Source organism: Microbacterium sp. K35 (assembly GCF_004794375.1).
GTDB lineage: Bacteria > Actinomycetota > Actinomycetes > Actinomycetales > Microbacteriaceae > Microbacterium > Microbacterium sufflavum.
The window spans coordinates 1-5,286 of sequence record NZ_SSDM01000379.1 but is presented as its reverse complement, the minus strand read 5'-3'; the positions used below and the strand labels follow the sequence as shown (position 1 = coordinate 5,286).

Sequence of the window (5,286 nt, the reverse complement as noted above, 5' to 3'; positions counted from 1 at the left end):
GGCCGGTCGGCGCGACCTGTCCGTTGCGTGACCGGTCGATCGGGGCGACTCCGTGGGCGGGGTCAGCCGGTCCGTTGCGTGACCGGTCGATCGGGCCGACTCCGTGGGCGGGGTCAGCCGGTCCGTTGCGTGACCGGTCGATCGGGGCGACTCCGTGGGCGGGGGTTCCCGTCAGTTGACCTCGTCGGGGTGCGAGCCGACACGACCCGAACCGTCGAGCGGGTCGAGGGCGTCGATCGCGGCGATCTCCGCGTCGGTCAGCTCGAAGCCGAACACGTCGAGGTTCTCGCGCAGACGCTCGGGGCGCACCGACTTCGGGAAGACGATGATCCCCTTCTGCAGGTGCCAGCGCAGCACCGCCTGCGCCGGGGTGACGCCGTGGGCCGCGGCCGCGTCGGCGACCGCCGGGATGCCGAACAGGTCGTACTTGCCCTGACCGAGCGGACCCCACGCCTCGATGCGCACGTCGTTCGCGTCGGCCCACGCGACCTCCTCGCGACGCTGGTACGCCGGGTGCAGTTCGATCTGGTTCACGGCCGGGACGACGCCGGTCTCCTTCACGGTGCGCTCCAGGTGCGGCACGAGGAAGTTCGAGACGCCGATGCTGCGGGTCAGTCCGGCCTCGCGCAGCTCGATGAGCTTGGCGAACGCGTGCACGTAGTCGTCCTTCGCCGGGGTGGGCCAGTGCACGAGGTACAGGTCGACCCGGTCGAGTCCGAGCTTCTCGAGGCTCTCGCCGATCGCCGCACGCGGCTCGTCGTCGTGGTGGCGGTCGTTCCAGAGCTTGGTGGTGATGAACAGCTCGTCGCGCGGGATGCCGGAGGCGGCGATCGCGGCGCCCACGCCCTCCTCGTTGCCGTAGATCGCGGCGGTGTCGATGTGGCGGTAGCCGATCTCCAGCGCTTCGCTCACCGCGCGCTCGGTCTCGGCCGGCGGCACCTTGAAGACGCCGTAGCCCAGCTGCGGGATGGAGTTGCCGTCGTTGAGTTCGAGAGAGGGAATGGTGGTCATGGGTCCAGCCTATGACCTGTGATGACAGGTGTGGCCGGATCGTGTCGCTCCGTGTCGGCGGAGGCACCGCGGCGGTCGACCGGCACCGAGGCCATGGCCTGCGCCGCCCGACCCACGAGGCGCTCGAGGGGTCCGCGGCCGAAGAGGATCGACCACAGCGTCGCGGCCACCACGAGTGCGATCGCGGTGAGGAGCCAGAAGACCGTGCTCTGCACGAAGCCGCCGGGGCCGACCAGCACCACGATCGACACCACGTGCACCGTGTATGCCGTGAGCGGCATGGAGCCGAGCGCCGCGAGCGGCAGGAACACCCACCGCAGCGGCCGGCTCAGCAGCAGGCACAGCGCGACCACCGCGAGCGCGAAGCCCCCGGAGCCGAGGATCTCGGCCGTGCCCCCGGAGTGCGGTTCCACGCCGAAGAACGCCGACAGCACCGACCGCAGCGGGTCCAGCCCCGCGAGCGCCGCGGGGTACGCGCCCCACCCGGAGCCGAATCCGAAGCCGCCGTCGCCGGAGCCGATGCCACCGTCCTCGCCCCCGACTCCGGCCGCCTGGCCGACCGCGCCGAGCCCGTATCCGATGACCGCGAGCAGCACGCCGACAGCGAGCGCGACGACCGCCGTGCGGAGTCGCTCCACGTGCAGCCGGCCGAGCGCGAGGCCGCCCAGCACGAATGCGAGCCACGCCGTCAGCGGGTACACGCCGTACAGCGCGAAGCCGAGCCCTGCGCCGTAGGGCTCCAGCGCGAGCGCGCTCAGCAGCGCGAGCGCGGCGGGGGCCACGACCGCGAGCACCCCGGCCGCGAGGAGCAGCTGCCACGCCCGCCACCGCAGGAACGGGATCACCGCGACGTAGAGCAGCCCGTAGAGCGTGAGGATCACCGCGATGGGCGTGTTCAGCATCTCGAGCGCGAGACCGATCAGGAAGATCGCCGCGCCCCGGCCCACCAGGTTCAGGCGCAGCGTCGGCATGCGCTCGGGAGCGGGCAGCGTGCTGCGCCCCGTCATCAGCGCGATCGACACCCCGGCGAGCAGTGCGAACAGGATCGAGGAGCGGCCGTTCACCAGGTCGGTCCAGGTGGACGGGTCGCCCCACGCGAACGGCCGGAGCTCGCCGACGTGGGCGGCGGCCATACCCAGGATCGCGAGGGCCCTGGCCACGTCGAGGCCGAGGATGCGCGGTGGCCGGCCGAAGTCCCGGAACCAGCGGGTGGGCGCGAGGGGGGAGGTCACGAGTTGATCGTAGGGCGCGCATCCCGGCATACGATGGAGGGCTATGTCCTCCCCCGTGATCTCCTATCCCCCGGAGCTGCCCGTCAGCGCCGCGCGGGAGGAGATCGCCGACGCCGTGCGCGACCACCAGGTCGTGATCGTCGCGGGCGCGACCGGTTCGGGCAAGACCACCCAGCTGCCCAAGATCGCGCTCGAACTCGGGCGCGAGCGCATCGCCCACACGCAGCCGCGTCGCCTGGCCGCCCGCACGATCGCGGAGCGCGTCGCGGAGGAGCTGCACGTCGAGCTCGGCACGCTCGTGGGCTACAAGGTGCGCTTCACCGACAAGGTCTCCGATGCCACGCGCATCGCGCTGATGACCGACGGGATCCTGCTCAACGAGATCCACCGCGACCGGCTGCTCACACGCTACGACACGATCATCATCGACGAGGCGCACGAGCGCTCCCTCAACGTCGACTTCCTGCTCGGCTACCTCGCCCGCATCCTCCCGGAGCGCCCCGACCTCAAGGTGATCATCACCTCGGCGACCATCGACCCGGAGAGCTTCGCGCGGCACTTCGCCGCCGCCGACGGCACCCCTGCCCCGATCATCGAGGTCTCCGGCCGCACGTACCCGGTGGAGATCCGCTACCGGCCCCTCGTGGACGACGCGGATGAGGAGGCATCGGCATCCGGCGACCCGGAGGACGAGGTGTCCGCGATCGTCGCGGCCCTGCGCGAGCTGGACCGTGAAGCCCCCGGCGACGTGCTGGTGTTCCTGCCCGGCGAGGCCGAGATCCGTGATGCGGCCGATGCGGTGCGCGGCGCCTACGGGAAGGACCGCTCCCCCACCGAGGTGCTGCCGCTGTTCGGACGGCTCTCGGCGGCTGAACAGCACCGGGTGTTCGAGCGCAGTCGCGTGCCGGGTGTGCGACGGCGGGTCGTGCTCGCCACGAACGTCGCCGAGACCAGCCTCACCGTGCCGGGCATCAAGTACGTGATCGACACCGGCACCGCCCGCATCTCCCGGTACAGCAACCGCTCCAAGGTGCAGCGCCTGCCGATCGAAGCGATCTCCCAGGCCTCAGCGAACCAGCGCTCGGGGCGCGCCGGCCGCACGAGCGAGGGCATCGCGATCCGCCTCTATTCGGAGGAGGACTACGACCGGCGCCCGGAGTACACCGAGCCGGAGATCCTGCGCACCTCGCTCGCCTCGGTCATCCTGCAGATGCTGTCGCTGGGGTTCGGCGACATCGAGGCGTTCCCGTTCCTCACCCCGCCCGACTCCCGCGGCGTGAAGGCCGCGTTCGACCTGCTCACCGAGCTGGGCGCGGTCGAGCCGTCGCGGCGGGACGGCTCGACGCATCTCACGCGCGTGGGCCGCGACATCGCCCGCATGCCGATCGATCCGCGGTTCGCGCGCATGCTCCTCGAGGCGGGACGCGACCGCAGCGGCGCCGTCCTGCGCGACGTGCTCGCGATCGTCGCCGGACTCACGATCCAGGATGTGCGGGAGCGTCCGGAGGAGCGCCGCGAGGAGGCCGACCGCCTGCACGCGCGCTTCGCCGACCCCACGAGCGACTTCCTGACCCTGCTGAACCTGTGGAACCACCTGCGCGAGCAGCAGCGCGAGCTGGGGTCGAGCGCGTTCCGCCGGCTGTGCCGCGCCGAGCACCTCAACTACGTGCGCGTGCGCGAATGGTTCGACGTGCACCGCCAGCTGCGCACGCTCGGCAAGAACCCGGAGCGCGGCGCGGAGGCGGGTGGCGCGGCCGACCCCGACGCGATCCACCGCGCCCTGCTGTCTGGTCTGCTGTCGCAGATCGGCATCCTCGACGAGCGCACGGCCCCGGCCGGCAAGAGCCACTCCCCCGCGAAGGACCCGAAGCGCCGGGTGACCGAGTACCGCGGGGCCCGCGGCATCCGGTTCTCGATCTTCCCGGGCTCGGCGCTGCGCAAGAAGAGCCCGCGGGCGGTGATGGCGGCGGAGATCGTGGAGACCTCCCGCACCTTCGCCCGCACGGTCGCCCAGATCGACCCCGCGTGGGCCGAGCCGCTGGCCGGTGACCTCGCGAAGCGTCAGGTCACGGAGCCGCACTGGTCGAAGGATGCCGGCGCCGCCGTCGCCTTCGAGAAGGTGACGCTGTTCGGGGTGGAGATCATCCCCCGCCGCCGCGTGCAGTTCGCCCGCATCGACCGGGCCGCGTCGCGCGAGCTGTTCGTGCGGCACGCGCTCGTGGAGGGCGAGTGGGATCCGTCGCGCATCGACAAGCGGGTGAGCGCGTTCTGGCGCAGCAACGCCGAGCTGCGCCGCCGCCTGGAGAAGCTGGAGGAGCGGGAGCGCCGCCGCGACATCCTCGCCGGCGACGAGGCCGTGTTCCGCTTCTACGACGAGCGCATCCCCGCCGACGTGTTCGATGTGCGCTCGTTCGAGAAGTGGTGGCGCGAGGCGCTCACGACCGCGCCGAAGCTGCTCGTGATGCGCGAGAGCGACCTGGTCGACGAGGCCGACCGCGCCGACCAGCGCGAGTTCCCCACGCGGTGGACGCAGGGCGACCAGGTGCTGGGGCTCGCCTACCGCTTCGAGCCCGGAGCCCCCGACGACGGCGTGAGCGTGGTGCTGCCCCTGCCGCTGCTCGCGCAGATCGAGGACCGCGGCTTCGACTGGCAGGTGCCGGGCCTGCGCGCCGAGCTCGTCACGGGACTGCTGCGCGCGCTGCCCAAGGCCATCCGCCGCCACGTGGTGCCCGCCGCCGACTGGGCGGAGAAGTTCGGCGCCGAGCTGGCCGACCAGGGCCCGGAGTCGCACGAGGGCCTTCCCCCGCGCACGCTCAAGGAGGCACTGGCCCGCCTCATCCAGCCTCTCGCGAACCAGCTCGTGTCGGCCGCGGACTTCGAGGACGACCGCGTGCCCGCGCACCTGCGCATGAACTTCCGCGCCGTGGACGAACGCGGCCGCGTGGTCGGCTCGGGGCGCGACCTCCGGGCACTGCAGACCGAGCTGTCGGACCGCGCCCGCAGCAGCGTCGCCCGCTCCATCGCGGCGCCGTCACGACGCGCG

General features: G+C 72.3%; 3 protein-coding genes. 1 reads left to right on the top strand and 2 read right to left on the bottom strand.

Annotated elements, in window-relative coordinates:
• Positions 1-171 precede the first annotated feature (171 nt).
• Together DW299_RS15820 and DW299_RS15815 are read right to left on the bottom strand one after the other, a co-directional pair.
• Positions 172-1,011 carry an aldo/keto reductase gene (locus tag DW299_RS15820; protein WP_136037144.1) on the bottom strand — a complete coding sequence of 280 codons (840 nt, stop codon included), beginning with the start codon at positions 1,009-1,011 and terminating at the stop codon, positions 172-174.
• A complete protein-coding gene (locus tag DW299_RS15815; protein ID WP_240745429.1) occupies positions 1,008-2,243 on the bottom strand; it encodes a heparan-alpha-glucosaminide N-acetyltransferase domain-containing protein in 1,236 nt (411 codons plus the stop codon). The genes DW299_RS15820 and DW299_RS15815 overlap by 4 nt, the downstream gene beginning before the upstream one ends.
• A gap of 43 nt (positions 2,244-2,286) precedes the next feature.
• Here DW299_RS15815 and hrpA point away from each other — a divergent pair.
• Positions 2,287-5,286 (top strand): ATP-dependent RNA helicase HrpA (hrpA, locus tag DW299_RS15810; protein ID WP_136037142.1); only part of this gene is annotated, 3,000 nt, incomplete at its 3' end.

Coding starts and splice junctions, on each gene's coding strand:
- DW299_RS15820 (WP_136037144.1), bottom strand. CDS start 1,011: ATGACCACCATTCCCTCTCTCGAACTCAACGACGGCAACTCCATCCCG.